This is a genomic window from Ectopseudomonas alcaliphila (assembly GCF_900101755.1).
GTDB lineage: Bacteria > Pseudomonadota > Gammaproteobacteria > Pseudomonadales > Pseudomonadaceae > Aquipseudomonas > Aquipseudomonas alcaliphila.
On sequence record NZ_FNAE01000001.1, the window covers coordinates 409,788 to 432,915 of the forward strand.

Annotated in this window: 25 protein-coding genes; 3 read left to right on the top strand and 22 right to left on the bottom strand. The window is 62.7% G+C overall.

Features of this window, described 5'->3' with window-relative positions:
• Nucleotides 1-81: 81 nt before the first annotated feature.
• Nucleotides 82-1,050: a GTP 3',8-cyclase MoaA gene (locus BLR77_RS01960; RefSeq protein WP_074675217.1), complete on the bottom strand. Its 969-nt coding sequence runs from the start codon at nt 1,048-1,050 to the stop codon at nt 82-84.
• A 79-nt stretch (nt 1,051-1,129) separates the two neighbouring features.
• Entirely contained in the window at nt 1,130-1,753 is a 624-nt protein-coding gene (locus tag BLR77_RS01965) for a TetR/AcrR family transcriptional regulator (RefSeq protein ID WP_003461933.1), read from the bottom strand.
• 75 nt (nt 1,754-1,828) lie between these two features.
• Between BLR77_RS01965 and BLR77_RS01970 the strand changes: the two genes are divergently transcribed.
• A complete protein-coding gene (locus tag BLR77_RS01970) occupies nt 1,829-2,962 on the top strand; it encodes an aminotransferase class V-fold PLP-dependent enzyme (RefSeq protein ID WP_074675218.1) in 1,134 nt (377 codons plus the stop codon).
• 352 nt (nt 2,963-3,314) lie between these two features.
• On the opposite strand, the gene BLR77_RS01975 is transcribed toward BLR77_RS01970, so the two are convergent.
• From BLR77_RS01975 to BLR77_RS02035, 13 genes are all read right to left on the bottom strand, one after another.
• Complete coding sequence (locus tag BLR77_RS01975) at nt 3,315-4,103, bottom strand: TatD family hydrolase (protein WP_074675219.1); 789 nt, start codon at nt 4,101-4,103, stop codon at nt 3,315-3,317.
• A 112-nt stretch (nt 4,104-4,215) separates the two neighbouring features.
• Nucleotides 4,216-4,572: a PilZ domain-containing protein gene (locus tag BLR77_RS01980; protein WP_003245164.1), complete on the bottom strand. Its 357-nt coding sequence runs from the start codon at nt 4,570-4,572 to the stop codon at nt 4,216-4,218.
• Between the two features lie 126 nt (nt 4,573-4,698).
• Nucleotides 4,699-5,691, bottom strand: coding sequence for a DNA polymerase III subunit delta' (locus tag BLR77_RS01985; protein WP_074675220.1), 993 nt, complete (start codon nt 5,689-5,691; stop codon nt 4,699-4,701).
• Nucleotides 5,684-6,316: a dTMP kinase gene (gene tmk, locus BLR77_RS01990; protein WP_074675221.1), complete on the bottom strand. Its 633-nt coding sequence runs from the start codon at nt 6,314-6,316 to the stop codon at nt 5,684-5,686. The genes BLR77_RS01985 and tmk overlap by 8 nt, the downstream gene beginning before the upstream one ends.
• Nucleotides 6,317-6,325: 9 nt before the next feature.
• The gene (gene mltG, locus BLR77_RS01995; protein ID WP_074675222.1) at nt 6,326-7,381 is read right to left on the bottom strand and encodes an endolytic transglycosylase MltG; all 1,056 of its coding nucleotides are present in this window, start codon (nt 7,379-7,381) and stop codon (nt 6,326-6,328) included.
• A gap of 3 nt (nt 7,382-7,384) precedes the next feature.
• Nucleotides 7,385-8,200 carry an aminodeoxychorismate lyase gene (pabC, locus tag BLR77_RS02000; protein WP_074675223.1) on the bottom strand — a complete coding sequence of 272 codons (816 nt, stop codon included), beginning with the start codon at nt 8,198-8,200 and terminating at the stop codon, nt 7,385-7,387.
• Complete coding sequence (fabF, locus tag BLR77_RS02005; RefSeq protein WP_074675224.1) at nt 8,200-9,444, bottom strand: beta-ketoacyl-ACP synthase II; 1,245 nt, start codon at nt 9,442-9,444, stop codon at nt 8,200-8,202. Before fabF ends, pabC begins: the two co-directional genes overlap by 1 nt.
• 111 nt (nt 9,445-9,555) lie before the next feature.
• Entirely contained in the window at nt 9,556-9,792 is a 237-nt protein-coding gene (acpP, locus tag BLR77_RS02010; protein WP_003245177.1) for an acyl carrier protein, read from the bottom strand.
• A 228-nt stretch (nt 9,793-10,020) separates the two neighbouring features.
• Nucleotides 10,021-10,764 carry a 3-oxoacyl-ACP reductase FabG gene (gene fabG / locus BLR77_RS02015; protein ID WP_003245179.1) on the bottom strand — a complete coding sequence of 248 codons (744 nt, stop codon included), beginning with the start codon at nt 10,762-10,764 and terminating at the stop codon, nt 10,021-10,023.
• Between the two features lie 15 nt (nt 10,765-10,779).
• The gene (gene fabD, locus BLR77_RS02020; protein WP_074675225.1) at nt 10,780-11,718 is read right to left on the bottom strand and encodes an ACP S-malonyltransferase; all 939 of its coding nucleotides are present in this window, start codon (nt 11,716-11,718) and stop codon (nt 10,780-10,782) included.
• A 126-nt stretch (nt 11,719-11,844) separates the two neighbouring features.
• The gene (gene plsX, locus BLR77_RS02025) at nt 11,845-12,855 is read right to left on the bottom strand and encodes a phosphate acyltransferase PlsX (protein ID WP_074675226.1); all 1,011 of its coding nucleotides are present in this window, start codon (nt 12,853-12,855) and stop codon (nt 11,845-11,847) included.
• 3 nt (nt 12,856-12,858) lie between these two features.
• A complete protein-coding gene (gene rpmF, locus BLR77_RS02030) occupies nt 12,859-13,041 on the bottom strand; it encodes a 50S ribosomal protein L32 (protein ID WP_003245185.1) in 183 nt (60 codons plus the stop codon).
• 13 nt (nt 13,042-13,054) lie between these two features.
• Nucleotides 13,055-13,582 (bottom strand): YceD family protein, encoded by a 528-nt coding sequence (locus BLR77_RS02035; RefSeq protein ID WP_074675227.1) that lies wholly within the window; start codon nt 13,580-13,582, stop codon nt 13,055-13,057.
• Nucleotides 13,583-13,692: 110 nt separating this feature from the next.
• Here BLR77_RS02035 and BLR77_RS02040 point away from each other — a divergent pair, with 110 nt between their 5' ends.
• On the top strand, nt 13,693-14,274 hold the full coding sequence (locus tag BLR77_RS02040; RefSeq protein WP_074675228.1) for a Maf family protein: 582 nt from the start codon (nt 13,693-13,695) through the stop codon (nt 14,272-14,274).
• Between the two features lie 44 nt (nt 14,275-14,318).
• Here BLR77_RS02040 and sppA read toward each other — a convergent pair whose 3' ends face one another.
• From sppA to rluC, 3 genes are read right to left on the bottom strand one after another with little or no spacing between them, the layout of a single operon-like run.
• A complete protein-coding gene (gene sppA / locus BLR77_RS02045; RefSeq protein WP_045734573.1) occupies nt 14,319-15,296 on the bottom strand; it encodes a signal peptide peptidase SppA in 978 nt (325 codons plus the stop codon).
• Nucleotides 15,286-15,981 (bottom strand): HAD-IA family hydrolase, encoded by a 696-nt coding sequence (locus BLR77_RS02050; protein ID WP_074675229.1) that lies wholly within the window; start codon nt 15,979-15,981, stop codon nt 15,286-15,288. The genes sppA and BLR77_RS02050 overlap by 11 nt, the downstream gene beginning before the upstream one ends.
• Complete coding sequence (gene rluC / locus BLR77_RS02055; RefSeq protein ID WP_074675230.1) at nt 15,974-16,927, bottom strand: 23S rRNA pseudouridine(955/2504/2580) synthase RluC; 954 nt, start codon at nt 16,925-16,927, stop codon at nt 15,974-15,976. Before rluC ends, BLR77_RS02050 begins: the two co-directional genes overlap by 8 nt.
• A gap of 577 nt (nt 16,928-17,504) precedes the next feature.
• Here rluC and rne point away from each other — a divergent pair.
• A complete protein-coding gene (gene rne, locus BLR77_RS02060; protein ID WP_074675231.1) occupies nt 17,505-20,561 on the top strand; it encodes a ribonuclease E in 3,057 nt (1,018 codons plus the stop codon).
• A gap of 115 nt (nt 20,562-20,676) precedes the next feature.
• Here rne and murB read toward each other — a convergent pair whose 3' ends face one another.
• From murB to BLR77_RS02080, 4 genes are read right to left on the bottom strand one after another with little or no spacing between them, the layout of a single operon-like run.
• Complete coding sequence (gene murB, locus BLR77_RS02065; protein WP_074675232.1) at nt 20,677-21,696, bottom strand: UDP-N-acetylmuramate dehydrogenase; 1,020 nt, start codon at nt 21,694-21,696, stop codon at nt 20,677-20,679.
• Nucleotides 21,693-22,157 (bottom strand): low molecular weight protein-tyrosine-phosphatase, encoded by a 465-nt coding sequence (locus tag BLR77_RS02070; protein ID WP_074675233.1) that lies wholly within the window; start codon nt 22,155-22,157, stop codon nt 21,693-21,695. Before BLR77_RS02070 ends, murB begins: the two co-directional genes overlap by 4 nt.
• On the bottom strand, nt 22,157-22,921 hold the full coding sequence (gene kdsB / locus BLR77_RS02075) for a 3-deoxy-manno-octulosonate cytidylyltransferase (RefSeq protein ID WP_074675234.1): 765 nt from the start codon (nt 22,919-22,921) through the stop codon (nt 22,157-22,159). The genes BLR77_RS02070 and kdsB overlap by 1 nt, the downstream gene beginning before the upstream one ends.
• Nucleotides 22,922-23,107: a Trm112 family protein gene (locus tag BLR77_RS02080; RefSeq protein ID WP_013714804.1), complete on the bottom strand. Its 186-nt coding sequence runs from the start codon at nt 23,105-23,107 to the stop codon at nt 22,922-22,924. It lies immediately after the preceding gene.
• Between the last annotated feature and the right edge of the window lie 21 nt (nt 23,108-23,128).

Here is a 23,128-nt window from a genome sequence, read left to right on the forward strand (position 1 = left end):
GCTTTTCAGGGAGCAGCTCGGGCAAACAGCAAGACTTGAAGGATTGCGCTGCCCAATCGCCCCAGAACAGCGAGCAACGCGTCAGCCGCCGATGATCTTCATCACCGTGACGCCGCCGGAGAAGGCCAGGTCCTGCTTGTCACCCAGCGCCTTGACCAGCAGACGCTGCAGCGCCGGCAAGGCCTGGTGACGGGGTTTGTCCAGCAGGTCGCCAACGAAGTGGCGGTTGCTCGAAGACAGGCAGCCATGCAGCCAGCCGGTGGAGGACAGGCGCAAGCGCGAGCAGGTACGGCAGAACGGCACGCTTTCGTTGGCGATCACACCGAAATGGCCGGTGCCGGGAATGGCGTAGCGCATCGCGGTAGCGTCCACCGGGGCGCTGGCCTGGACGTACTGGTGACGAGTGCCGATCAGCTCCAGCAGCTCTGGCAGGCCGACGAACTGCTGGTTGAAGGCATTGGGATCACGCGCCAGGTGGCCCATGCGCATCAGTTCGATGAAGCGCAGCTCGAAACCGCGTTCCAGGCAGTACTCGAGCAGCGGCAGCACCTGATCGAGGTTCTGCCCGCGCAATGGCACCATGTTGACCTTGATCTTCATCCCGGCTTCGCGCGCCGCTTCCATTCCGGCCAGCACGCTGGCCAGGTCGCCGCCGCGGGCGATGCTGCGGAAGGCGTCGGCGTCGAGGGTATCGAGGGAAACATTGAGGCGGCGAATACCGCATTCGACCAACAGCGGCAACTTGCGCTCGAGCAGCTGGCCGTTGGTGGTCAGGCTGATATCGTCGAGACCGAGCTGGCTGACCTGACGCAGGAAGGGCTCCAGGCGCGTGCTAACCAGCGGCTCACCACCGGTGATGCGCAGGCGCTCGATGCCGGCTGCTTCGATCAGATAAGCCACGCCACGTGCCATGGCGTCGGCGGAGAGTTCATCCTGAGCGGCGACCAGACGCTTGCCGTTCGGCACACAGTAGGTGCAGGCGTAGTTGCAGGCGGCGGTCAGGCTGACGCGAAGATTGCGGAAGCGTCTGCCCTGGCGGTCGACGATCATTGAGAGCTCCAGTTCGTTAAGAACCGGAGTATATCGCTATGTCAGCCACGGCACAGTCCCGTGGCCGACCAGTCAAGCATCAGGCGTCGCGCTTGCGCTTGTTGCCCATACGTACGCCGATGTCCATGAGGAACTGGAAGAAGCCCTCCTGATCCTCGAGCACGTTGCTCCAGAACGGCGAGTGGTACAGTGCCACGGCGCCGTGCACCAGCGCCCAGGCAGCGCAGTAGTGGAAGTACGGCGGCACATCTTCCAGCTTGCCTTCGGCGATGCGACCCTTGATCAGCTGGGTCAGACGCTCGAAATTGGAAGCACGGATCTTGTGCAGCTGCTCGACCATTTCCGGCACTTGATTGCCCTTGACCACCTTCTCTTCCAGGCGGTCGAACAAGCGATAGCGCTGCGGATCGCGCATGCGGAATTCGAAGTAGGCACGCGACAGCGCTTCCTTGTCACGATCCACATCGGCCGAATGCAGCAGCTCGTTGAGATCACGCTCGTAGTCGAGCATCAGGCGCAGGTAAATCTCCGCCTTGGACTTGAAGTGCTTGTAGATGGTGCCTTTGCCGATACCGACCGCATCAGCGATCATCTCGACGGTAACGCTGTCTTCTCCCTGTTCAAGGAAGAGTTTCAGCGCGGTATCGAGAATTTCTTGCTCGCGGCGACGGAATTCGCGGACCTTACGGGGTTCTTTCTGCATAAAGGGACTGCGGGGTCAAAAATCGAAGCCGCCTATTATGCCCAAATGCGGCCAAATTGCACGGATCATCCGACCATGTACGTGTTTCATGATGAGTTCCCCCTGGAAAGTGGACTGCGCTACCTGAACCATGCAGCAGTCGCCCCCTGGCCAAAACGCAGTGCTGAAGCGGTTCGACGGTTCTCGGAAGCGAACGTGACCAGCGGTGCGCGTGACTATCCCGACTGGCTGAAACTTGAGCGCAGCCTACGTGAACGCCTTGTACGCCTGATGAACGCGCCAAGTACTGGTGATATTGCCCTGGTCAAGAATACGTCCGAGGCGCTTTCCTTCGTGGCCTTCGGCCTGGACTGGCGGGCCGGCGACCAGGTGATCATCAGCGACGAGGAATTCCCCTCCAACCGCATCGTCTGGCTGGCACTCGCAGCCCAAGGCGTGGAGGTGGTCGAGGTCAGCCTCAAGGGCGATGACCCGGAGGCAGCCCTGCTCGCCGCCTTCACCCCGCGAACCCGCCTGCTGTCGATCAGTGCCGTGCAGTTCGCCAGCGGTCTGCGCCTGGATCTGCCGCGCCTCGGCCGCGGCTGCCGCCAGCGCGGCGTACTGTTCTGCATCGATGCCATTCAGCAGCTGGGCGCCCTGCCCTTCGATGTACAGGCCTACGACTGCGACTTCGCCATGGCCGACGGCCACAAATGGATGCTCGGCCCGGAAGGCCTGGCGGTGTTCTATTGCCGCAGTGCGGTACGCGATCAGCTGAAACTTCACGAGTACGGCTGGCACATGCTGGAGCATGCCGGCGATTACACCCGCCAGGATTGGCAACCGGCACGCAGTGCAAGGCGCTTCGAATGTGGCAGCCCGAACATGCTGGGGGCCTTCGCTCTGGAGGCGAGCCTGTCGCTGCTCGAAGACGTGGGCATGGAGCGGGTCGGCGCGCTACTGGAAGAACGGGTTCAGCGCCTGAACGACGGTATTCGCGTATTACCCGGTGCGGTGATCCATAGCCCGCTCGACCCGGCGCGCTGTGCCGGCATCCTCAACTTCAGCCTGGCAGGCTGGGACAACCCCGCGCTGTATCAACGTCTGCGCGAGGAACAGGTGATCTGCGTGCAGCGCGGGCCTGGTGTACGTCTGTCGCCTCATTTCTACACCAGCGAGCAGGTGATCGAGGAAACACTGCGCCTGCTAACCCAGTTGGCAAAAGGGTGAGGACTCAGCAGCGTCTGCGGTATTCCAAATCCGTTTAAAAAACTCAGGCTTTGGCCTGGACGCTCGCCGATCATGGCTAATACTGGAACTTACTGGTGTGCGGCATATCCCCCCAAGTGCCCCGCCAGCCAAGGTACCGTGGACCGCGTACCTTGATTTACTCCTAATGGTCTTAACCCGGATTCATCCCCCAGAATCCGGGTTTTTTTTGCTCAGCGGATCGCCGTTCCCGTAGGGTGGGTTAGCCGCCTGTCACGGTCGTTGACTGCTTCGCTGGATCTGGGTGCGGCGTAATCCACCATGGCTGCAACGCCTCACATCGCCTGGTGCGCGCGGCGCACCCTACGGGCTGTTACGCGTCAGCCACACCAGCCAACGGGAACAGACGCTTGAAGTTGTTCGAGGTCTGCTCGGCCAGCGCCTCGTAACTCACCCCACGCAGCAGCGCCAGGTACTCGGCCACTTCACGCACGTATTGCGGCAGGTTGGGTTTACCGCGGTGCGGCACGGGCGCCAGGTAAGGCGAGTCGGTTTCCACCAGCAGACGATCGGCAGGCACCTGACGCGCCACATCACGCAGTGCCTCGGCATTGCGGAAGGTGACGATGCCGGACAGGGAAATATAGAAACCGATGTCCAGCGCCGCCTTGGCCATCTCCCAGTCTTCGGTGAAGCAATGCAGCACGCCGGCCTGTGGCAGCGCCGCCTCGCGCAGCAGAGCCAGGGTGTCGGCACGGGCTTCGCGGGTATGCACGATTACCGGCTTGCCCGTGATGCGCGCCGCCTCCAGATGCAGCCGGAAGGAGGCCTGCTGCAGCGCTGCGGATTCCGGCTCGTAGTGATAGTCCAGGCCGGTTTCACCGATGGCCACCACCTTCGGGTGCGCCAGCTCGCCCAGCAGCCAGTCCAACGCAGGCTCGGCGCCCGGCTCGAGATCCAGTGGATGCACGCCCACCGAACAGTCGACATCCGCATAGCGCTCGGCCAGGCCCTTGACCGTGGCGGCGTTGTCGGCGCTGACGCCGATGCACAGGAAATGCCCGACGCCGACGGCGCGCGCCGCATCCAGGGTAGCATCCAGCGAACCGCCATGGGCAGCGAGGTCGAGACGATCAAGGTGGCAATGGGAGTCGATCAGCACAGCGGGAGAACTCGGGCAAAGGGAAAACCCGAATTGTAATCGAAAGCGGCAGGTGTCTGGACGCTCTGAGGGATGCTTCGGCCGCGAGGACAGTCTGCTCGCGGCCAGCAGGTTACATGGTGTGAGTCGGGCGGTCGGACTTCAGCGCGCCAGCGAGGTAGGTTTCGATCTTGTTGCGGGCGGTGTTGTCGCCATCGTTGAACTGCACGCCGACACCTGCGGCGCGGTTGCCCTGGGCGCCTTTAGGGGTGATCCACACCACCTTGCCGGCCACCGGAATCTTCTCCGGCTCGTCCATCAGGTTGAGCAGCATGAACACTTCGTCACCGAGCTTGTAGCTCTTGTTGGTGGGTATGAAGAGACCGCCATTCTTGATGAAGGGCATGTAGGCCGCATACAGCACGGACTTGTCCTTGATGGTCAGGGACAGAATTCCGTTACGGGGACCCAGATTGGGTGGCAGGCTCATCAGCGCATTCCTAGCGTTTATTGCTTAATGGCTGATTCTAGGGCTTGTTCATGCTCATGCGCAAACAACCGGGCGGCAGGGAGCCAGCAGAATGTGACGCTCTGCCGAATCCTGCCCCGGCGCGAGTCAGCTGCGATCCTGCCCTGGCAAGGCGGCCCACTGCACCAGCAAGGCTTCCAATAGCAACACACGATTGAGGTTGGCTTTTCCCATCACTTTCTGCCTTTGCGCGAGCAGCCATTCCTGAATCGCCAATACCTTGGCCTGCCCGCTCTTGTCCGCCAGGTACTGCACCACCTTGCGCATATCGACCTGGCCCAGGCCTTCCTCGTCCTTGGTCAGCTGGTAGCGCAACATCAGTTGCGCCCAGTCGCAGAACCAGTCGAAGAGCAGATTCAGCGGCAGTGAATTCCAGCTTTCCGCCAGTTGGCTCGGGGATACCTGCTGCTTGAGCAGTTTTTTCACCCCCTCCACTGCCTGTGCGCGCTGCTCGCGTACACCTTGAGCCTGCAGACGCACAGCAGCCAGTGGCGAGCCCGCCGCCAGGGTCAGCAGATCGGTGCGCTCATCGTCACCCAGCTCCGGCAGTGCCTGGGCCAGCCAGGCCAGGCTCAGCGCCTCGCTCGGTAATGGGCAGGCCTGCTGCACGCAGCGACTCTTGATGGTCGGCAACAGGCGGCTGGGCTGGTGACTGATGAGCAGCAGCACGGTATTGCCGGACGGCTCTTCCAGGCTCTTGAGCAGTGCGTTGGCGGCGTTGATGTTCATCGCCTCGGCCGGCTCCAGCAGCACCACCTTGCGCCCGCCGAGCTGCGCGGTCTGCACCACGAAATCGACCAGCTCGCGCACCTGATCGACCTTGATCGGCTTGTCCGCTTCCTCGGGCTCCAGCACGTAGTTGTCCGGGTGAGTACCGGCAGCCAGCAGATGACAGGATTTGCAGTTGCCACAGGCATCCAGCCCATTCGGGTTCTGGCACAGCAAGCGCGCCATCAGGCGCTCGGCCAGCGCACGCTTGCCGATGCCGGCCGGACCATGCAGCAGATAGGCATGGGCGTGCTGACTACGCCCGGCCAGTTGCTGCCAGAGCGATTGTTGCCAGGGATAGACATCAGCCACGGCAGGCCTCCAGCAGGCTCGGCAGCAGAGCATCGATATCGGCTTGCACCTGGGCCAGGGTCTGCCCGGCGTCCAGCACGCGATAGCGCTGCGGGGCCTGTTCGGCGCGCTGCAGATAGGCCTGGCGCACGGCTTCGAAGAAGCCACGACCTTCCTGCTCGAAACGATCCAGACGACCACGAGCCGCTGCGCGAGCCAGGCCGATCTCGATGGGTAGATCGAAGATCAAGGTCAGATCCGGGCGCAACTCGCCCTGAACGAACTGCTCCAGCTGCGCGATGCGCTCGATGGAAAGACCGCGCCCACCGCCCTGGTAGGCGTAGGTGGCATCGGTGAAACGGTCGCACAGCACGACGCTACCCTTGGCCAGAGCCGGACGAATGACCTGCTGCAGGTGCTGGGCGCGAGCGGCGAATACCAGCAGCAACTCGGCATCGGCCGCCATCGGCTCATCGCTCGGATCAAGCAGCAATTCGCGGATACGCTCGGCCAGCGGCGTACCACCTGGCTCACGGGTCAGCAGCACATCGACGCCCTGCTCGCGCAGGCGCTCGGCCAGATACTCGCGATTGGTACTTTTGCCGGCGCCTTCCGGGCCTTCCAGGGTAATAAACAGACCGGTCACGGATTGCCCTTATTCGGTTTCGGCCGCCGCGCGTGGCGCGGGGCTGGAGCGGTAGTCGGCGCGACGCTTGAGCTGGTATTCGCGCACCGCGCGGTTGTGCTCGGCCAGGGTGTTGGAGAACACATGGCTACCGTCGCCTCGCGCGACGAAATACAGGGTGGTGCCATCGAGCGGGTTGAGCGCCGCGTGAATCGCCTCACGGCCGACCATGGCGATCGGCGTCGGCGGCATGCCGTCGATGGTGTAGGTGTTGTAGGGCGTTGGCGTGCGCAAGTCGGCGCGGGTGATGCGGCCGTTGTAGCGCTCGCCCATACCGTAGATGACGGTGGGATCGGTCTGCAGACGCATGCCGATGCGCAGGCGACGCACGAACACGCCAGCGATCTCGCCGCGCTCTTCGGGCACACCGGTTTCCTTCTCGATCATCGACGCCATGATCAGCGCGTCGTAGGGCTCGCGATAGGGCAACCCTTCGGCGCGCTTCTGCCACTCCTCGGCCAATACGCTCTCAAGACGAACGTTGGCCTGCTTGAGCAGGTCCTCGTCGCTCATGCCACGCACGTAGCGATAGGTATCGGGGAAGAAACGCCCTTCCGGGTTCTGCCCAGCCAGGCCCAGGCGCTCCATCAACTGGGCATCGCTGAGATCGGCCAGGCGCTGCTCCAGGCGCTCCTGACGGCCCAGGGCGGCGCGCACCTGGCGGAAGTTCCAACCCTCGACCAGGGTCAGGCTGTACTGCACCACCTCGCCACGCTGCCACAGGCCGAGCATGTCGCGAGCGTTGTGTTCGGGCAGCAAGCGGTATTCGCCGCTGTGCATGGCCGGAGCGCGCAGGTTGAAGCGCCAGTACAGGCGTAGCCAGAAGGCATTGTCGATCACGCCCTCCGCCTCCAGGCGATTGAGCAGGCCGCTCGGCGTGGCGCCGGACGGCACCTCCAGGAGCATTTCTTCATTCAGATGCAGAGGCTGTTCCAGCGCTCTCTGCTGCTGCCAGGCGGCACCCACGACTAGCAGCGCAGCCAGTAGCACGCCGCACTCAAGCAGCACCAAGATCTTGCGTAGCACCAGTTATTTACTCAGTAGGTCGCAGACGATGGCCTGCAGTTTACGGGTGAGCGGCCCGACCGACCAGTGTCGCTCTTGCAGCGCCCGTACAGGCCAGATGCCGTAAAGGCTGTTGCAGAGAAAGACTTCATCGGCAGTCAGCAGTTCGTGGAAGGAAATATCGCGTAACTCGACAGACAGCCCGAGCAACTGCGCCTGCTGCAGGATCTCGGCACGCATCACGCCGGCCACGCCACAGCGAGACAGATCGGCACTGAGCAGCCCACCGTCGACGATCAGGAACAGGTTGCTGTACACGCCCTCGATGACCCGGCCACTGCTGTCGCGCATCAGGCCCTCGGCATACTCGGCGTCCTGCCATTCGGCGCGCGCCAGTACCTGTTCCAGGCGGTTGAGGTGCTTGAGCCCGGCCAGCAACGGCTGCTCGGCCAGCCGCGTCACGCAGGGGAACAGACGCACGCCCTGCTCGGCATGCGCCGCAGGATACTGCGGCAGCGGTGCGGCCTGAAGAATACGCAGCGGCTGACAGGGCTGCGGTGGCGCATAGCCGCGCTGCCCCTCGCCACGGCTGACGATCAGCTTGGCCACGCCCTCGCCCAGCTGCGCGGCAAAGGCCTGCAGCTCGCTTTCCATCAGGAGCGGATCGAGGGGAATGGACAAGCGCCGACAGCCATCGGCCAGGCGCGCCATATGCCGCGCCAGCAGCGGAATTTGGCCGCCACGCACGGCGATGGTTTCGAACAGACCATCGCCGTAAGCCAGGCCACGGTCGCGAACCGACAACTGCTCGCCGGGCGCGCCGTTGACCCAGCTCAGCATCAGCCGTTGAACCGACGGAACAGCAGCGAGCCGTTGGTACCGCCGAAACCAAAGGAGTTCGACAGCGCGATCTCGATCGGCATGGCCTTGGCCTGATGCGCGACGAAATCCAGATCGCAGCCTTCGTCAGGCTCGTCCAGATTGATGGTCGGTGGCGCGACCTGGTCGCGGATCGCCAGCACGCTGAAGATCGCTTCCACCGCACCTGCCGCACCGAGCAGGTGACCGGTCATGGACTTGGTCGAACTGACCGACAGCTGGTAGGCGTGATCGCCGAACACGCTCTTCACTGCGGCAGCTTCGGCGAGATCGCCAGCCGAGGTCGAGGTGCCGTGAGCGTTGATGTACTGCACCTGGTCGGCATTGATACCGGCATCACGCAGGGCAGCCGCCATGCAGCGTGCAGCTCCCGCACCGTTCTCGGGTGGCGAGGTCATGTGGAAGGCATCACCGCTCATGCCGAAGCCGATCAGCTCGGCATGGATGGTGGCGCCACGCGCCTTGGCGTGCTCCAACTCTTCCAGCACCAGGGCGCCGGAGCCGTCGGACAGGACGAAGCCATCACGGCCCTTGTCCCACGGACGGCTGGCCTTGGTCGGCTCGTCGTTGCGGGTCGACAGCGCACGCGCCGCACCGAAACCGCCCATACCCAGGCCGCAGGCTGCCATCTCGGCGCCGCCGGCGACCATCACGTCAGCTTCGCCATAGGCGATGTTGCGCGCGGCCATGCCGATGCAGTGGGTACCGGTGGTGCACGCCGTGGCGATGGCGTAGTTCGGCCCCTGCAGACCCAGATGAATCGACAGGAAGCCGGAAATCATGTTGATGATCGAGCCCGGCACGAAGAACGGCGAAATGCGCCGCGGCCCCTGCTCGTGCAACGATTTGCAGTTGTTCTCGATATTGGTCAGGCCGCCGATGCCGGAGCCCATGGCCACACCGATACGCTCACGATTGGCATCGGTGATATCCAGGCCGGAATCACGCACGGCCTGGAAGCAGGCAGCGAGACCGTACTGAATGAACAGGTCGAGCTTGCGCGCCTCCTTGGCGGAGAGATATTCCTCGACATTGAAGCCCTTGAGCGAACCACCAAAACGGGTGGAATAGGCCGACAGGTCCATATGCTCGATCAGACCGATGCCACTGCGCCCGGCCAAAATGCCCTGCCAGCTGCTCGGCACATCGTTACCCAGCGGCGACAACATGCCCATACCGGTAACCACGACGCGTCTACGCGACACAGCAATCTCCTCTTGTTCTACTCAGGCGCCACATGCGCCTTGCACGTAAAGAAAAACCGCACGCCTGATTAGGGCAGTGCGGCTTTTCTCGATCAGAAAGCTGACGGTGACTTATTGCGCGTGGGCAGTCACGTAGTCGATAGCTTCCTGAACGGTGGTGATTTTCTCAGCTTGCTCGTCCGGGATCTCGGTCTCGAATTCTTCCTCGAGAGCCATCACCAGCTCAACGGTGTCAAGAGAGTCGGCACCCAGGTCTTCAACGAAGGAAGCGCTGTTGGTTACTTCCTCTTCCTTGACGCCAAGTTGCTCAGCAACGATTTTCTTGACGCGTTCTTCGATGGTGCTCATACCTTGTTTTCACTCCTATTGGACAAATCCAGGCAGCTGGTAGCGGCCAAGTGTATAGAAAGGGTTTTTAGCATTTCAAGCTGAATGCCGGGGAGCCCCCAGGAACACTTCAACGATCTGTCTATAAACCTGTTGCAGCTTTATAACGGATTTTAGACAGCCACTATGACAGTTTTCTGATGGCTCGCGTCACATTCGAGAGCCTCCGAGCGTTCGGAGGCGCCCTTTTTAGCTCATGTACATACCGCCGTTCACCGGGATAGTAGCCCCAGTGACGTAACCTGCGCCATCGGAAGCCAGGAAACCGACCACCTTGGCAATCTCTTCGGCCTGACCCAGGCGGCCCAGCGGAATCTGCGTCAGCAGCGCATCGCGCTGGCCTTCCGGCAGCTCACGAGTCATGTCGGTGTCGATGAAACCAGGGGCCACCGAGTTGACCGTGATGCCGCGCGAACCCACTTCACGCGCCAGGGCACGACTGAAACCTTCCAGACCGGCCTTGGCGGCAGCGTAGTTGACCTGACCGGCATTGCCCATCGCACCGACCACGGAGCCGATGTTGATGATGCGCCCGAAACGCGCCTTGGTCATGCCACGCAGTACAGCCTTGGACAGACGGTAGAGGCTGTTCAGGTTGGTGTTGATGACGTCATGCCACTCGTCGTCCTTCATGCGCAGCATCAGATTGTCACGGGTGATGCCGGCGTTGTTGACCAGGATCAACGGCTGACCAAGATGTTGCTGAATGTGTTCAAGGGTAGTGGCAACCGATTCGTCGTTGCTCACATCGAGCACCAGACCGGCACCTTCGACGCCGTTGGCCTTCAGGGTTTCGGCGATACGCTCGGCACCCGAGGCGCTGGTGGCAGTGCCAATGACGATGGCGCCCTGACGACCCAGCTCCAGTGCGATTGCCTGACCGATACCACGGCTGGCGCCGGTGACCAGTGCGACTTTACCTTGCAGACTCATGTTCGTTCTCCTTGCTCAAGCCAGGGCTGCGCGAGCGGCAGCAAAAGCATCCGGGGTATCCAGGTTGTGAGTGTTGATGCCTTTGACGCAGCGCTTGTTAAGGCCGCTCAGCACCTTGCCAGGGCCGCATTCGATCAGGTCGGTCACGCCCTGTTCGGACAGACGCACCATCGACTCGACCCAGCGTACCGGGCTGTACAGCTGCGCCAACAGGTCAGCCTTCAGGGTGGCCAGATCGGACACCACGGCAGCGCTGACGTTCTGCACCAGCGGGATCTGCGGCGCCTGCCAGTTCAGCGCCTCGACCGACTCGGCGAAACGCTCGGCAGCCGGCTTCATCAGCGCGCAATGCGACGGTACGCTGACCGGCAGCGCCATGGCGCGTTTGGCGCCGCGGGCCTTGCACGCCTCGATGGCACGCTCGACGGCAGCTGCGCTACCGGCGATCACCACCTGGCCTGGGGCGTTGAAATTCACGGCACTGACCACATCGCCCTGCGCCGCTTCGGCGCAGGCGGCCAGCACATCGGCATCGTCCAGGCCGAGGATGGCGGCCATGCCGCCCTGCCCGGCCGGAACGGCTTGCTGCATCAGTTGACCACGACGCTCTACCAGCTTCACGGCATCGACAAAGGCGATGCTGCCAGCGGCGACCAGCGCGGAATATTCACCCAGGCTGTGACCCGCAACGAAAGCCGGCTTGGCACCGCCCTCGGCCTGCCACAGACGCCACAGGGCGATGGAGGCAGTGAGGATGGCCGGCTGGGTCTTGTCGGTCTGGTTCAGTTGCTCTTCCGGGCCTTGCTGGGTCAGTGCCCAGAGGTCGTAGCCGAGCGCTTCGGAAGCTTCGCCGAAAGTATCGAGCACCAGTTTCTGCTGGGCGCCGTGCTCGGCGAGCATGGTCAGGGCTTGCGAACCCTGACCGGGGAAGACGAATGCGAGGGATGCAGACATGAATGGGTCCCTTGAGTCGAAAAACCAACGCCAGGCGAGCCTGGCGCAGCAAACTGACAGTTGGATGACAGGCTGCGTGCCGCGGTCACATTCCGCCACAGCCCATGCCCTGAAAACGTGACGAGTTTACAGCAACAAGTCCTCGAGGCGACCATGCAGTCGCTGCGGCAGATTCTCCTGCACCTCGCGCAGTGCACAGCGAATGGCACTCTGAAAGCTTTCCTGGCCAGCCGCACCATGACTCTTGACCACGATGCCCTGCAGACCGAGAAAGCTCGCACCATTGTGCCGCGCTGGCGCCAGATCGGCCTTCAGGCGTCGCAACAGCGGCATCGCCAGGGCACCTACCGCCTGAGCGAACAGCCCATCGCTGAACAGCGTCTCGACCCGCCCCGTGATCATTCGGGCCAGGCCTTCGCTGGATTTGAGCAGGATATTGCCGACGAAACCATCGCACACGACGACATCAGCCTCACCGCGATACACGCCATCACCCTCGATGTAACCGACGAAGTTCAGCCCGTGGGCCTGCTGCAGCATATTGGCCGCCAGCTTGACTTGCTGGTTGCCCTTGATGTCCTCGGTGCCGACGTTGAGCAAGGCGACCCGCGGTCGACTGATACCCAAGGTCTCGGCGGCGACGGCGCCCATGATCGCGAACTGATAGAGGTGCTCGGCGCTGCAGTCGACGTTGGCGCCCAGATCCAGCAGGTAGCAGTGACCGCGCTCGGTAGGAATCGGGCTGACCATCGCCGGCCGGTCGATGCCCGGCAGCGTCTTGAGCAGGTAACGCGACAGCGCCATCAACGCACCGGTATTACCGGCACTGACACAGGCATGCGCCTGACGCTGACGCACCAGCTCCAGCGCCACACGCATCGAGGCATCGGGCTTGCCACGCAGAGCCTGAGCCGGACGCTCATCCATGGCGATCACCTCACTGGCGTGATGAACCTGCAGGCGCGAGCGATCGACGCCGGACTGGCGAGCGAGCTGTTCTTCTATGAGAGGGGCTTGACCGACGATGGTCAGGTGCAGCGAGGGGAATTCGGCCAATGCAGAAATGCAGGCCGGAACAATGCAGTGGGGACCGAAGTCCCCACCCATTGCATCAATCGCGATGATCGAGGCGGACAAGGATTACTCGTCAGCGCCCTTGTCGATCACTTTGCGACCGCGGTACACACCTTCCGGAGAAACGTGGTGGCGCAGGTGAACTTCACCGGTGCTCTTCTCTACGGACAGGGTGCTGGCCTCGAGGGCGTCGTGCGAACGACGCATGTCGCGGGCGGAACGGGATTTTTTGTTCTGCTGAACAGCCATAATTCATTAACTCCTAAACGTTTGGGTCACGCTTTAACTGCGCCAATACACTGAACGGGTTGGACCGCGATACCTCGTCCTCACCCGGCTCGGGCTCATCGAGACCGTCCGGCTGCTGGCAATCACCTGGGGCATGAGCAGGAACGATCGGCAAGGCGAGAAGTAACTCCTCCTCGACCAGACCAAGCAGCTCCAGCGGCTCTTCACCCACTTCCAGTACGTCGTAGCCCTTAGGCAAGGACTGAGTGTTCGCTCCAACCCGAACCACGGCGTATTCACATTCGCTGCGGATGGGTAGCGCGACCAGCTCCAGACAACGCTGGCAGACCATTTTGACCTCAACCTCGAGCTCACTGCGGATAACCACAGTTTTCTGCTCGTCACGTGCGAAATGAAATTTCGCCTGCACGACGCCAGCCGTATCGGCAAGCGGGTCGCAGAGACGCTGCAGGCTGGCCAGTTCGAGCTGCCCTTCGAGGGTAGCTTCGCGGTCGGCGAGCTTGCGCGGATCAACGTGAGGTGGAATCGGCCCATTCAACATAGGCGCAGCATTCTAGGGATGCGCCCTGCCCGTGTCAAAGGAAATTCAGCCTGTCTTCAAGCGGTTGCGATCAGTAGAATTTCCCGCCCACCTATATAAAGGAAGAGAACATGCCCGCGCTGCTGCTCGCCTCCAGCTCGCCCTATCGCCGCGAACTGCTCGACCGCCTGCAACTGCCATTCACCTGGCAATCGCCGAGCATCGATGAAACTCGCCAGGAAGGCGAAGCAGCCATTGACCTGGTCAAACGCCTGGCCGCAGAAAAAGCTCGCGCCCTCGCAAGCAACCACACCGACCACCTGATCATCGGCTCGGACCAGGTCGCCGTACTCAGCGACGGGCAGATACTCGGCAAACCTCACGACCTGCCAAGAGCCCAGCAACAACTGCGCGCCGCCAGCGGCAGCAGCGTCACCTTCCTGACCGGCCTGGCACTACTCAACACCCACAACGGCAATTGCCAGGTCGACTGCATAGCCTTCACCGTGCATTTTCGCCCGCTGAGCGATGAACGGATTTTGCGTTATCTGCAGCGAGAACAGCCGTTCGATTGCGCCGGCAGCTTCAAGTCCGAAGGCCTGGGCATCAGCCTGTTCCGCAGCACCGAAGGCGAAGATGCCACCAGCCTGATCGGCCTGCCGCTGATTCGCCTGGTGGACATGCTACTGAACGAAGGCGTCGAGATTCCTTGACCCATCAATGAAGAAGGCCCGCTACGCGGGCCTTCTTTCATACATCAGCGCAGCGTTGGCCCCTGAAAGCCCATCCACAGCGCGATACGATCCGCCACACTGGTACCCAGGCGTTTGGCGAAGCGATCGAATGGCGTATCACGCTGAGTGAAGTCGACCATCTCTTTCTGACCAATCACCTCGCGCGCCACATAGCTGGCACTGCCCAGCGCATCGACCAAACCCAACTGCAGCGCCTGCTCACCCGACCAGACCAAACCCGAAAACAGTTCGGGATGCTCGTCCGCCTTGAGACGCTCACCGCGCCCCTGCTTCACGCTCTCGATGAACTGGCGATGCGTGGTGTCCAGCACCCCTTTCCAGAAGCGGGTTTCCTCTTCCTTCTGCGGCTGGAACGGATCGAGAAACGCCTTGTGCTCGCCCGAGGTGTAGACGCGGCGCTCGACGCCGAGCTTCTCCATGGTTTCGACGAAGCCGAAACTGGCCGCCGTGACACCGATGGAGCCGACCAGACTGGCCTTGTCGGCATAGATCTCATCGGCCGCACTGGCGATGTAGTAGGCACCGGAGGCGCCCAGATCACTGATCACCGCATAGACCTTGGTCTGCGGATATTCGCCGCGCAAACGACGGATCTCGTCATAGATGTAACCAGACTGCACCGGACTGCCGCCCGGGCTATTGATGCGCAGGATCACACCTTTGGTATTGGTATCCTCGAAGGCGGCGCGCAGACTGCCCACCACCTTGTCGGCACTGGCCTCCTCACGATCGGCGATCATGCCGCGAATTTCGATCAGCGCGGTATGCGCCTCGGTGGTCGAGGCTTTTTTCAGGTCGAGCACCGGCAACACCAGCGCCAGCGCACCGAACAGATAGATAAAGGTCAGCAGCTTGAAAAAAATGCCCCAGCGACGCGAACGACGCTGCTCCTGAACACTGGACAGCAGCGCCTTCTCCAGCAGCTTCCAGCTCTTGGCATCCTCGCCCGAAGAAGACGATGACTTCCACTCATCCGACATGCTCACTCACCTCTGCAGGACGCTGCGCATAACGGCCTTCCAGCCATGCACGCAGCTCATTGAATTGATTGATCGCCAAACGCGGCGAACACTCGCGCAGCACCGACAATGGCTGCGCACCGAAACCGACCGCCACCGCATCCATCCCGGCATTGCGCGCCATCAGCAGGTCAAAGGTCGAATCCCCCACCATCAGCGCCCGCTCGGGCTGCACCCGGCAATGCGCAAGAATCTCATGCAACATCAGCGGATCGGGCTTGCTCGCCGTCTCATCAGCACAGCGGGTGATATCGAAGTAATCCAGCCAACCCTTGTCAGCCAGCACGCGATGCAACCCCTTGCGCCCCTTGCCGGTGGCCACAGCAAGACGATAGCCCTGATCACGAAAGACTTCGAGCGACTCGCGCACGCCCTCGAACAGTGGCGACGGTTCGGTTTCCAGCGCCAGATACTGCTCGCTGTAGGCACGCCGGATGGTTTCGATTCGCAGCGGCTCATCGAGTTCCGGGTAGAGCGTGCGAATCGCCACGCCAAGCTCCAGACCAATGATGCCGCGCACCGCAACATCCGTGCAGCGCGGCACGCCCGCCACATCAGCCGCGCGATGCATGGCCTCGACGATACGACCGATGGAGTCCACCAGCGTGCCGTCCCAGTCGAAGATCAGCAGTTGATAATCAGGCACTCAGACGCTCCAGCGTTCGCGCCCATACTTCATCCACTGGCGCCTCCAGCTTCAGCACGCCGCCATCGGGCAGCGGCACGTGCAACTCGTAGGCATGCAGGAACAGGCGCTTGCCGCCCAGCTCGCGAATCTCGCGGGAGAAGTCGTCGTCGCCATACTTGGAGTCACCAGCGATCGAGTGCCCGGCATGCTTGGCATGCACGCGAATCTGATGGGTGCGACCGGTCACCGGCTTGGCTTCGACCAGGGTGGCGAATTCACCGAAGCGGCGCAGTACGCGAAACAATGTCAGCGCCTCCTTGCCCTCGGCGTCGACTTCGACCATGCGCTCACCGGAACGCAGGTTGCTCTTTTGCAGCGGTGCATTGACCTGCTTCTTGGCGGTCGCCCAGTGGCCACGCACCAGTGCCATGTAGCGCTTGTCCACGCCATCACCGCGCAGCTGTTCATGCAGATGACGCAACATGCTGCGCTTCTTGGCAATCATCAGCAGGCCGGAAGTGTCGCGATCCAGGCGATGCACCAGCTCCAGATCCTTGGCATCGGGACGCAACTGGCGAAACGCCTCGATCACACCGTAATTGAGGCCACTGCCGCCATGCACAGCGATACCGGCCGGCTTGTTCAGCACGATCAGCGCCTTGTCCTCATAGACGATGGCGGCCTCGAGACGCTCGAGCAGCCCCTGCGCCAGCGGCTCGGGCTCATCGCGCTCAGCCAGACGCAGCGGCGGCACACGCACCACATCACCCGCCTGGAGCTTGTATTCGGGCTTGATCCGACCCTTGTTCACGCGCACTTCGCCCTTGCGCAGAATGCGGTAGATCAGGGTCTTGGGCACGCCCTTGAGCTGTGTCCTGAGAAAGTTGTCGATGCGTTGGCCGGCGAGTTCCGGTGCAACCTCGATCAGCTGAACGCCGGAGGTTGGAGAGGCAGGAGTAGTCATCGCGCAATCATAACAATTTTTTATGGAATTGAAGCACTTAATCATTGCTGCTATAGTCGCGAACGCCGCCAAAAGCGGCCTGGCTTGCGGATGAATGCCAAACTTGCCATCCCCTGCCCGCGCAAACGTATTTGGACGTGAGGCCGTCCGACGGGTTCTTCAGGTTAGAAAGGCCGCAACAGGCCACGAAGACTTCGGAAATAAAGCCTTGAGTATGATGCGCGATTCGCCCACCGGGCGGTCGCGGTAACTGACAACCGCTGCGGAATCCGCGCGCGGCACCCGATTTTCAGCGATACGTGTAGGGTGGAGATGTACAACTGTCGGACTGCGTAGCATATCGCTTGATCAAAGACGCCTCATCTCGTCCGCTACCGCCAGTTGATTCCTCTTCCTGACTGAGTGCTTTCTGTCACCACAGCAAGCAGGAGACGTCCGTCGCGACCGCGGCCTGATATGGCTGACCGTCGCTAGACAGTGGAACGATTTACGACCGTTTCTGACGCGCCTGACACCGACCCTGAGAGTCGTGTGTGCCTAACGTGGCTTCCGCTAGCCCGGAACCCATTGGTACCACATGAAAAGAATGCTAATTAACGCAACTCAGCCCGAAGAGTTGCGTGTTGCCCTGGTAGATGGCCAAAAACTCTACGATCTGGACATCGAGTCCGGCGCCCGCGAACAGAAAAAGGCCAACATCTACAAAGGCCGCATCACCCGCGTTGAACCCAGCCTTGAAGCCGCCTTCGTCGATTTCGGTTCCGAACGCCACGGTTTCCTCCCCCTCAAAGAAATCTCCCGCGAATACTTCTCCAAAGCCCCTGAAGGTGGCCGCGTCAACATCAAGGACGTGCTCAAGGAAGGCCAGGAAGTCATCGTCCAGGTCGAGAAAGAAGAACGCGGCAACAAGGGCGCAGCCCTGACCACCTTCATCAGCCTGGCCGGTCGTTACCTGGTGCTGATGCCGAACAACCCGCGTGCCGGTGGCATCTCGCGCCGCATCGAAGGCGAAGAGCGCAACGAACTGCGCGAAGCGCTGAACGGCCTCAACGCTCCGGCCGACATGGGCCTGATCGTTCGCACCGCCGGCCTGGGCCGCTCCAGTGAAGAAATGCAGTGGGATCTCGATTACCTGCTGCAACTGTGGAGCGCCATCAAGGAAGCCTCCACCAGCCGCCCCGCTCCGTTCCTGATCTACCAGGAATCCAACGTCATCATCCGCGCCATCCGCGACTACCTGCGCCAGGACATCGGCGAAGTACTGGTCGACAGCGTCGAAGCCCAGGAAGAAGCCCTCTCCTTCATCCAGCAGGTGATGCCGCAGTACGCCAGCAAGATCAAGCTGTACGAAGACAGCGTGCCGCTGTTCAACCGCTTCCAGATCGAAAGCCAGATCGAAACCGCCTTCCAGCGTGAAGTGAAACTGCCGTCCGGTGGTTCCATCGTCATCGACCCGACCGAAGCCCTGGTGTCCATCGACATCAACTCGGCGCGCGCCACCAAGGGCAGCGACATCGAGGAAACCGCGCTGCAGACCAACCTGGAAGCGGCCGAGGAAATCGCCCGCCAACTGCGTCTGCGTGACATCGGTGGCCTGATCGTCATCGACTTCATCGACATGACCCCGGCCAAGAACCAGCGCGCCGTCGAAGAGAAAGTCCGCGAAGCCCTGGAAGCCGACCGTGCCCGCGTACAGGTCGGCCGCATCTCGCGCTTCGGCCTGCTGGAAATGTCCCGTCAGCGCCTGCGTCCTTCCCTGGGCGAAACCAGCGGCATCGTCTGCCCGCGCTGCAACGGCCAAGGCATCATCCGCGACGTCGAATCCCTGTCGCTGGCCATCCTGCGCCTGATCGAAGAAGAAGCGCTGAAGGATCGCACCGCCGAAGTCCGCGCCCAGGTACCGATCCCGGTCGCTGCCTTCCTGCTCAACGAAAAGCGCAACTCGATCACCAAGATCGAACTGCGCACCCGTGCGCGTATCGTGATCCTGCCGAACGATCACCTGGAAACCCCGCATTTCGAAGTGCAGCGCCTGCGTGACGATAGCCCGGAAGCCCTGAGCGGCCAGACCAGCTACGAAATCGCCGCCACTGCGGAAACCGAAGAAACCGCTGCCCAGCCGGCCGCCGCCACGCGCACCCTGGTTCGCCAGGAAGCCGCCATCAAGGCCGCGCCGCGCAGCAGCGCCCCGGTCACTGCCGAGCCGCAAGCAACACCGCTGACTCCGACCAAGGTACCTGAGCCGAGCCTGTTCAAGGGCCTGGTGAAGTCCCTGGTCAGCCTCTTCGCCGGCAAGGAAGAAGAAGCCCAGCCGGCCGTGGTCGAGAAGAAGAGCAACGAGCGTCCGCCACGCGAAGAGCGTCGCAACGGTCGTCAGCAGAGCCGCAATCGTGGCGGTCGCCGCGACGAGGAGCGCAAGCCTCGCGAAGAGCGCGCTCCACGTGAAGAGCGTCAGGCCCGCGAACCGCGCGAAGAGCGCCAACCTCGCGAAGAGCGTGCCCCGCGTGAAGAACGCGCCCCACGCGAGCCGCGCGAAGGTCAGGAAAATCGTCGCGAGCGCAAGCCACGCGAAGAACGTGCTCCGCGTGAAGAGCGCGTGCGCGAACTGCGTGAGCCTATCGATGCCGAGTCTGGTAACGAGCAACGTGAAGAGCGTGCCGAGCGTCAGCCGCGTGGTGAACGCCAGGAGCGTCAGCGTCAGCCGCGTGAAGAGCGTCAGCCGCGTGCCGAGCAGGCCGAGGCCCTGCAGGACGAAGCCCTGCCGAACGAAGAGCAACTGCAGGACGACGAGCAGGACAGCAACGATGGCGAGCGTCCGCGTCGCCGCTCCCGCGGTCAGCGTCGTCGCAGCAATCGCCGCGAACGTCAGCGTGATGCCGATGGCAACCTGATCGAGAGCGCCGAGAACAGCGAAGCTGCCGGTAACGACGCTCAGGCCGTCACCCCGGTTGCCGTGGCTAGCGCCGCCGCAGTGGTTGCAGAAAGCGTCGACAGCAGCGACACCGTGGCCAGCGAGGCTCCGGCCGTCGAAGCTCCGGTGGTACAGGCTGAAGCACCAGCCGCTCAACCGGTCGAGGCGCAAGCCGAGGCTGCGGTAAGTGAAGTGGTCGAAACCGCTCCGGTCGCAGAGAAAGCAGTTGAGGCAGAACCGGCCGCAGTCGAAACCCCTGCTGTCGTTGAAGCGCCAGCTGCCGAGCCGGTCGTTCAGGCTGAGCCGGTTGCAGAAGCCGCCCAGGAGCCGGTGCCGGCCGTAGAAGCACCTGTCGCCGAAGCCCCTGCCGCAGCCCCGGTCAGCGCTAGCGGCCGTGCGCCGAACGACCCGCGCGAAGTGCGTCGTCGTCAGCGTGAAGCCGAGCGCCTGGCACGCGAAGCTGCACAGGCCGCCGCTGCAGCCCCGGTTGTAGAAGCTGCCCCAGCAGTCGAAGCCGCTCCGGTCGCTGAAGCAAGCGCCCCGGCAGAAGCCGAAGCCAGCGCAGTCGAAACCGCTCCTGCGGTCGAGCCGGTCGCCGAAGCCGAAGCCGAAGCCGAAGCCACTCCTATCGTCAGCGAGCAAAGCGTGAGCGAAGCGGTAGAGCAAGCGCAGCCGGAAGAAGAAACGCAAGCCGACAAGGAGGAGGTCAAGCCTCAGGCTTGATCCTCCTGCGGTAAGTAAAAAGGGGATGCCTAGGCATCCCCTTTTTCATGTCCGTCACTGGTGGCCCGGATGCAATCCGGGAGCGGCATTCACCGGTTCACGTCCGCCCCACAGATCAAAGCACGTTGGGTTCGATTTCCAGCGTTACGCCAAAACGCTCCAGGATATCGGCCTGGATACGCTGCGCCAGCTGCAGCAGTTGCGCGCCACTGGCGTTGCCGTAGTTGACCAGCACCAGCGCCTGCAAACGATGTACGCCGGCGTCACCCTCACGCGCCCCCTTCCACCCTGCCCGCTCGATCAGCCAACCGGCGGCCAGCTTGGCCAGGCCAGCCCCCGCCGGATAGCTGACCAGATCAGCATGCTCGGCGCGAATGCGCTCGGCCAGTTCGAATGGCACCAGCGGATTCTTGAAGAAGCTACCGGCGTTACCCAGCTCGGCGGGATCTGGCAGCTTTTCGCTGCGAATGGCGCAGATTGCCTGGCTGACGTCGCTTGCAGTCGGTGCCTCGATGCCCATCTCGGCCAGGCGCTGACGCACCGGACCGTAATCCAGACGCAGCGCAGCCAGGCGGCTCAGACGGAAGCGCACGCGCAGGATCAGCCAGCGCCCGGCTTCGCGCTTGAACAGACTGTCGCGGTAGGCGAAGGCACATTCTTCAAGCGCGAAGTCGCGCAGCTCACCGGTGTGCCGATCCAGCGCGGTCAGGCCGGCGAACAGATCCTTGATCTCCACACCATAGGCGCCAATGTTCTGCATCGGCGCAGCGCCCACGGTGCCGGGAATCAGGCTGAGGTTTTCCAGGCCGTTCAGGCCCTGCGCCAGGCTCCATTGCACGAACGGATGCCAGGGCTCGCCGGCTTCGGCCTCCACCAGCACCTGCTCGCCGTCGGCCTCGAGAATACGAATGCCACGACTGGCCATGCGCAGTACCAGCGCCTCGACATCGCGGGTCAGCAACAGGTTGCTGCCACCCCCGATCACCAGCAGCGGCAGGCCCTGCTGATTCGCCAGGCTCAGCGCCTCGCGCACATCGTCATCATCGTGCGCTTCGGCGAAACGCCGTGCACGCACATCGACACCAAAGCTGTTGAAGGCTTTGAGCGAAACGTCGCTCTGCAGATTCAGACTCACAGGCGCCCCTTGATCTCGATCAGCAACGCATCACTGGCCTGTTCGATCAGATCCAGCACCTGCTCGAAGCCATCCTCGCCGCCGTAGTAGGGATCGGGCACCTCATCCAGCGCCAGTTCATATCGGCGCAGGTAAAGATCGAGATCGGCACGGGCATCGGCGGGGCGCAGCGCCTTGAGGTTACGCAGGTTGCTCTGGTCCATGGCCAGGATCAGGTCGAAGCGCTGGAAATCGGCGGCCTCGACCTGGCGCGCACGCTGCGCGGACAGATCATAGCCACGGCGCAGCGCCGCCTGACGCGTGCGACTGTCCGGCGCCTTGCCGACATGCCAGTCGCCGGTACCGGCGGAATCCACCAACACCCGATCGTCCAGACCCGCCGCGCGCAGCTTGTGGCGAAAAACGCCCTCGGCCGTGGGCGAACGGCAGATGTTACCCAGGCAGACGAACAGAACCTTCATCAGGCCCCCAGCAGGTGGCGTACCCGCTCCAGGTCTTCGGCGGTATCCACACCGGCAGCGGGCGCTTCGAGGGCATCGGCGACATGGATACGTACGCCGTTGTACAGCGCGCGCAGTTGCTCCAGACACTCGGTGTCTTCCAGCCAGCACGGGCCCCAGGCGACGAAGTCATGCAGGAAGCCGGCGCGGTAGGCGTAGATGCCAATATGGCGGCGATACGGCACGCCCTGCGGCAGCACATCGCGGCTCTTGGCGAAGGCATCGCGCGCCCAGGCCAGCGGCGCGCGGCTGAAAGTCAGGGCCAGGCCATCTTTGTCCGCGATCACCTTGACCACATTGGGGTTGAACAGCGCGGTGACGTCTTCGATGGGCTCGGCCAGGGTGGCGATGCCTGCCTGCGGGTTGGCCGCCAGGTTGGCCGCGACCTGATCGATGATCGATGGGGGAATAAGCGGCTCGTCACCCTGCACGTTGACCACGATGGCATCTGCAGGCAGGCCGAGCTGGGTGGCGACTTCGGCCAGGCGGTCGGTGCCGGAGTTGTGATCTTCGCGGGTCAGCAGCACCTCGGCGCCGAAGGCCTGGCAGGCCTCGACGATGCGCGCATCGTCGGTAGCGACCACCACGCGGCTGGCGGAGCTCTTCTGCGCCTGCTCCCAGACATGCTGCACCATGGGCTTGCCGGCAATGTCCTGCAGCGGCTTGCCGGGCAGGCGGGTGGAGGCGTAACGGGCGGGAATGACGACGGTGAAGGCTGCGCTCATTTACTTGTCCAGACGCTCGTCGGTATTCAGGGTGCGCGCTTCGCTTTCCAGCATCACCGGGATGCCGTCGCGAATCGGATAGGCCACACCGGCGCCCTTGCTGATCAGTTCGGTCTTGTCTTCGGAAAGCTGCAGCGGACCCTTGCAGATCGGGCAGGCGAGAATGTCGAGCAGTTTAAGGTCCATGGTGGAATCCTTGGTGGGGTC

What these genes read in the sequence shown, in the direction of transcription:
- rpmF (WP_003245185.1), bottom strand. Translation starts at nt 13,041, where the DNA reads ATGGCTGTTCAGCAGAACAAAAAATCCCGTTCCGCCCGCGACATGCGT.
- BLR77_RS02035 (WP_074675227.1), bottom strand. Translation starts at nt 13,582, where the DNA reads ATGTTGAATGGGCCGATTCCACCTCACGTTGATCCGCGCAAGCTCGCC.
- BLR77_RS01980 (WP_003245164.1), bottom strand. Translation starts at nt 4,572, where the DNA reads ATGAGCCTGCCACCCAATCTGGGTCCCCGTAACGGAATTCTGTCCCTG.
- rluC (WP_074675230.1), bottom strand. Translation starts at nt 16,927, where the DNA reads ATGACTACTCCTGCCTCTCCAACCTCCGGCGTTCAGCTGATCGAGGTT.
- BLR77_RS02040 (WP_074675228.1), top strand. Translation starts at nt 13,693, where the DNA reads ATGCCCGCGCTGCTGCTCGCCTCCAGCTCGCCCTATCGCCGCGAACTG.
- acpP (WP_003245177.1), bottom strand. Translation starts at nt 9,792, where the DNA reads ATGAGCACCATCGAAGAACGCGTCAAGAAAATCGTTGCTGAGCAACTT.
- BLR77_RS02080 (WP_013714804.1), bottom strand. Translation starts at nt 23,107, where the DNA reads ATGGACCTTAAACTGCTCGACATTCTCGCCTGCCCGATCTGCAAGGGT.
- rne (WP_074675231.1), top strand. Translation starts at nt 17,505, where the DNA reads ATGAAAAGAATGCTAATTAACGCAACTCAGCCCGAAGAGTTGCGTGTT.
- fabG (WP_003245179.1), bottom strand. Translation starts at nt 10,764, where the DNA reads ATGAGTCTGCAAGGTAAAGTCGCACTGGTCACCGGCGCCAGCCGTGGT.
- sppA (WP_045734573.1), bottom strand. Translation starts at nt 15,296, where the DNA reads ATGTCGGATGAGTGGAAGTCATCGTCTTCTTCGGGCGAGGATGCCAAG.
- BLR77_RS02070 (WP_074675233.1), bottom strand. Translation starts at nt 22,157, where the DNA reads ATGAAGGTTCTGTTCGTCTGCCTGGGTAACATCTGCCGTTCGCCCACG.
- fabD (WP_074675225.1), bottom strand. Translation starts at nt 11,718, where the DNA reads ATGTCTGCATCCCTCGCATTCGTCTTCCCCGGTCAGGGTTCGCAAGCC.
- BLR77_RS01965 (WP_003461933.1), bottom strand. Translation starts at nt 1,753, where the DNA reads ATGCAGAAAGAACCCCGTAAGGTCCGCGAATTCCGTCGCCGCGAGCAA.
- pabC (WP_074675223.1), bottom strand. Translation starts at nt 8,200, where the DNA reads ATGCTGAGCTGGGTCAACGGCGCGCCCGGCGAGCAGTTGTCGGTTCGC.
- BLR77_RS01970 (WP_074675218.1), top strand. Translation starts at nt 1,829, where the DNA reads ATGTACGTGTTTCATGATGAGTTCCCCCTGGAAAGTGGACTGCGCTAC.
- BLR77_RS01960 (WP_074675217.1), bottom strand. Translation starts at nt 1,050, where the DNA reads ATGATCGTCGACCGCCAGGGCAGACGCTTCCGCAATCTTCGCGTCAGC.
- kdsB (WP_074675234.1), bottom strand. Translation starts at nt 22,921, where the DNA reads ATGAGCGCAGCCTTCACCGTCGTCATTCCCGCCCGTTACGCCTCCACC.